The sequence below is a fragment of the Actinoplanes sp. NPDC051633 genome (assembly GCF_040681735.1).
Classification (GTDB): domain Bacteria; phylum Actinomycetota; class Actinomycetes; order Mycobacteriales; family Micromonosporaceae; genus Actinoplanes.
In genome coordinates this window covers 1-4,545 of record NZ_JBFAZH010000650.1, presented here as the reverse complement: position 1 = coordinate 4,545, position 4,545 = coordinate 1, and the positions used below count along the sequence as shown (strand labels likewise).

At 71.3% G+C, this 4,545-nt stretch carries 4 protein-coding genes; 3 read left to right on the top strand and 1 reads right to left on the bottom strand.

The window, feature by feature from the left end; genetic code table 11:
• On the top strand, positions 1-708 hold a 708-nt coding region (locus tag AB0M20_RS28840; protein ID WP_364303458.1), incomplete at its 5' end, for an alpha/beta hydrolase.
• Positions 709-786: 78 nt separating this feature from the next.
• Here AB0M20_RS28840 and AB0M20_RS28835 read toward each other — a convergent pair.
• Positions 787-2,325, bottom strand: coding sequence for a methyl-accepting chemotaxis protein (locus tag AB0M20_RS28835; RefSeq protein ID WP_364303457.1), 1,539 nt, complete (start codon positions 2,323-2,325; stop codon positions 787-789).
• A 56-nt stretch (positions 2,326-2,381) separates the two neighbouring features.
• On the opposite strand from AB0M20_RS28835, the gene AB0M20_RS28830 reads away from it, so the two are divergent.
• Together AB0M20_RS28830 and dnaG are read left to right on the top strand one after the other, a co-directional pair.
• Entirely contained in the window at positions 2,382-3,599 is a 1,218-nt protein-coding gene (locus AB0M20_RS28830) for a deoxyguanosinetriphosphate triphosphohydrolase (protein ID WP_364303456.1), read from the top strand.
• A 19-nt stretch (positions 3,600-3,618) separates the two neighbouring features.
• On the top strand, positions 3,619-4,545 hold a 927-nt coding region (dnaG, locus tag AB0M20_RS28825), incomplete at its 3' end, for a DNA primase (protein WP_364303455.1).

Sequence of the window (4,545 nt, the reverse complement as noted above, 5' to 3'; positions counted from 1 at the left end):
GTGCGGCGCCCCGGCGAGGGTGGGCCGCGCACCCACGACATCTATCACCGGCTCATGCGTGACGAGCTGGGCTTCGAGCGCTACGGCGCACACGGCTCCGACCTCGGCGCCGGGGACACCGGCCGGCTCGCACAGGCGTATCCCGAGGCGGTGGCCGGCGTCCACCTGCTGGACGTCAGCGATCCGCCCGAGTACGACCCGGCGGGGCTGACCGAGGAGGAGCGCGCCTACCTGGCCGCGAACAAGGCCTGGCACGACGCCGAGGGCGGATACTCCCACGAGCAGCGCACCCGGCCGCTGACCCTGGCCCAGGGCCTGTCCGACTCACCGTCCGGGCTGCTCGCCTGGATCCTCGAGAAGCATCGCGCATGGAGCGACTGCGGCGGCGACGTGTCCGCCAAGTTCGGCGACGACTTCCTGCTCACGACCGCGTCGCTGTACTGGTTCACCGACGCGATCTCGACGTCGTTCCGCCCGTACTACGAGCGCTACCACCGCGTGGGGCCGCGCCTGGAGCGGGTCGAGGTGCCGACCGCGGTCGCGCTCTTCCCCGCCGACATCGGCGGCACGCAGCCGCGGAGTTGGGCCGAGCGTGTCTACAACGTCACGCGCTACACGCTCATGCCGCGCGGCGGGCACTTCGCCGCGTACGAGGAAACCGAGCTGCTCGCCGCCGACATCACTGCGTTCTTCCGGCCGCTCCGATAAGGGCTCAGCGGCCGGGGATCAGTAGCGGAACTGGCCGATCAGTAGCGGAACTGGCCGATCAGTAGCGGAACTGGCCGATCAGTAGCGGAACTGGCCGATCAGCGTCTGGATCTCCCCGGCGGCCGAGCTCACCCGCTCGGCGGACTCCCGCGTGGTGTTCGCGCCCTCCGCCGTCGACTCCGACGAGCGCGTGATGTGCGCGACCGTCCCGCTGATCTCGGCCGCCGCGGTGGACACCTCACCCACGTTCGACGCCATCAGCTCGGTGGTGGCCGACTGCTCCTCGACCGCCGCCGCGATCGTCCGCTGGCCGTCGTCGATCTGCTCGATCACCTCGTTGATCGTGGCGATCGCGGCGGCCGTACGCCCGGTCATCTCCTGGATCGCCGCGATCTTCGTGGTGATGTCGCTGGTCGCCTGAGCGGTCTCCTGCGCCAGCTCCTTCACCTCGGTGGCCACCACGGCGAAGCCCTTGCCCGCCGCGCCCGCCCGCGCCGCCTCGATCGTCGCGTTCAGGGCCAGCAGGTTCGTCTGCTCGGCGATCTGCGTGATCAGCTTGACGATGTCGCCCACCTCGCCGCTGGCCGCGCTCAGCCCGGCCACCGCCGACGAGGTCTCGGTCATGCTCTCGGTGGCCCGGTTCGTGGTCACCGCCGCGTCCGACGTCTGCCGGGCGATCTCCCGGATCGACTCGGAGAGTTCCCCGGTCGCCGTCGTCATGTCGGTCACCGCCGCGGACACCTGCCGGGCCGCCGAGTCGGCGCTGCGCGCCTGCGCCGAGGTCTGCTCCGCCGACGAGTCCAGGCTCCCGGCCAGCCCACGCAGGTCACCGCTGGCCGAGGTCAGCTCCCGCACGCTCGTCGCGGTCGCCGCCACCGTCGCCCGCACCGAGGTCAGCGCCTCGTTGAGCGCATCGGCCATCTCGCCGAACTCGTCGCGATGCACCACCTCCGCCCGCACGGTCAGGTCCCGCTGCGCCATTGCCCGCAGCGCCGTCAGCATCTGCCGCAACGGCCGGCGGACCGCGCGTACCGTCGAGATCGCCGCGACCACCGCGAGCAACGCGCCCGCCAGAGCTGCGATCAGGATGATCAGCTCGGCGCGGTCCGCCGCGTCGGCGCCGTCCCGGCCGGCCTGCTCGACCGCCGCCAGCATCGCGTCGTCGATCGCGCCCAGATCCGTTTCCAGCGACGAGAACTGCTCGAGGAACGCCGGCAGCTCGCCCTCGGCGCCGCCGACGATCCGCTTCGCGGCCTCGGTGTAGCTCACCACCGCCGGCCGCACCCGCGCGTACTCGCCGCGCAGCGTTTCCGGCGCCTCCTGCGCCGCGGCGTCGAACATCTCCACCATCGTGCTCGCGTGCTCGTCCACCTCGGCCACGCCGAACTGCTCCCGCTGCTCCGGAGTCGAGGCGTAGAGCGCGGCCATCACGTCGGCCCGCAGCCCGTCATGCATCATGTCGGCGTTCCATTGACTGCTCATCGCGTTGCTCACCCGGCCCATGTCCTCGGCGGCGGCGGCCTGGTGCGACGACCCCCAGGTGGCGGCGCCGGCCACCAGCACACAGGCGACTGCGCCGGTGGCGGCCATGATGATCAGGCGGGCGACGATGGTCATACGAGACTCCACACTTACCGCATCGGCCACAACGATCAACGGCTTAGTCTTGGCGGATGACGGCCGATGCCGAGCGGTGGGCCCCCGAGCCTGCTAAGGACAGCGGGTACGGGCGTACCCAGTTCGAGCGGGACAGGGCGCGGGTGCTGCACTCGGCGGCGTTCCGGCGGCTCGCCACCAAGACCCAGGTGCACACCGCCGGGTCGGACGACTTCCTGCGTACCCGTCTCACGCATTCGCTCGAGGTCGCCCAGATCTCCCGTGAGATGGGCGCCCGGCTCGGCTGCGACCCCGATGTGGTCGACGTGGCCGGTCTCGCCCACGACCTCGGGCATCCGCCGTTCGGCCACAACGGTGAGCAGGCCCTCGACGTGGTGGCCGAGTCGTGCGGCGGTTTCGAGGGCAACGCGCAGACCCTCCGCGTGCTCACCCGCCTCGAGGCCAAGGTCCCAGGCGCCGGCCTCAACCTCACCCGCGCCTCGCTGGACGCCTGCGCCAAATACCCCTGGCAGCGCAAACCCGGATCGAGAAAATTCGGGGTGTACGAGGACGACACGCCGGTCTTCGACTGGATCCGGCAGGGCGCGCCGCCCGGCGAACGCCGCTGCCTCGAGGCGCAGGTGATGGACTGGGCGGACGACGTGGCGTATTCGGTGCACGACGTCGAGGACGGCATCCACGGCGGCTACATCACGCTGCGCCGGCTGATCGATGATGCATCGGAGCGGGCGGCGCTCTGTGCCGACGTGGCCGCCACCTACTCCGACGAGCCGCCGCCGGTCCTGGAGGACCAGCTCGGGCAGCTGCTCACCGACGAGGTCGTGACCGGCACGGCCGACTACGACGGGACGTACCGCAGCCAGATCGCCCTCAAACGGATGACCAGCGTGCTGACCGGGCGGTTCGTCGCCTCCGCGGTCGGCGCGACGAACAGCCGGCATGGCTCCGAGCCGGTCCGCCGCTACCAGGCCGACCTGATCGTCCCGCGCACGGTGCGGATCCAGTGTGCGCTGCTCAAGGGCATGGCGTTGCGCTACGTGATGCGGACCAGGGCGGCGGAGGAGTGGTACGCGCGCCAGCGCACGATCCTGGCCGAGCTGGTCGAGGAGCTGTGCTCGCGGGCGCCGGACGGGCTGGATCCGGTCTTCGCGCCGCTCTGGAAGGACGCCACCGGCGACCCGGCCCGCCTGCGGGTGGTGATCGACCAGGTCGCGTCGCTCACCGACCACGGCGCCGTCGCCTGGCACCGTACCCTCGTGGCGGGTGTGAAGTAGCGCGAGGCAGGATGTACCGGTGGCCAGGGTCAAGGATGAGGACATCGCGCTGGTCCGCGACCGCACGTCCATCGCCGACGTGATCGGGGAGACCGTCACGCTGAGGCCCGCCGGCGGCGGCAACCTGAAGGGCCTGTGCCCCTTCCACGACGAGAAGTCACCGTCGTTCAACGTCAGCACCGCCCGCAACGTCTACTTCTGTTTCGGGTGCGGCGCCGGCGGCGACGCGATCAAGTTCCTGAAGGACGCCGACCACCTGTCGTTCATCGAGTCCGTCGAGCGGCTGGCCGGCAAGGCCGGCATCCAGCTGCGCTACGACGAGTCGCCCGGTGACCGTCCCGGCGCCCCGCGCCAGCAGCCGGGGCAGCGGCAGCGCCTGATCGCCGCGCACGCGGCCGCCGCCGAGTTCTACGCCGCGCAGCTGCGGACCCCAGGCGCCCGGGCCGCCCGGGAGTTCCTCGCCGAGCGTGGCTTCGGGCGCGAGGCCGCCGAGAAGTACGGCTGCGGGATCGCGCCGAAGGACTGGGACCAGCTCACCAAGCACCTGCGGCTGAAGGGCTTCACCGACGAGGAGCTGACCACCGGCGGGCTGTCCCGGCCGGCCCGCTCGGGCTCGCTGATCGACCGGTTCCGCGGACGGCTGATCTGGCCGATCCGGGACCTGGCCGGCGATGCGATCGGCTTCGGCGCGCGCAAGCTCTTCGACGATGACGACGGCCCGAAATACCTGAACACCCCCGAGTCGCCGCTCTACAAGAAGTCGCACGTGCTCTACGGCATCGACCACGCCAAGCGGGAGATCGCCAAGCACAGCCAGGCGGTGATCGTCGAGGGGTACACCGACGTGATGGCCTGCCACGAGGCCGGCGTGACGACCGCCGTGGCCACCTGCGGCACCGCGTTCGGCGCAGACCACATCGGCGTGCTGCGCCGCCTGCTGATGGAC

Excerpts from the sequence above, each read along its gene's own strand:
- AB0M20_RS28835 (WP_364303457.1), bottom strand. The coding sequence starts at position 2,325 with ATGACCATCGTCGCCCGCCTGATCATCATGGCCGCCACCGGCGCAGTC.
- AB0M20_RS28830 (WP_364303456.1), top strand. The coding sequence starts at position 2,382 with ATGACGGCCGATGCCGAGCGGTGGGCCCCCGAGCCTGCTAAGGACAGC.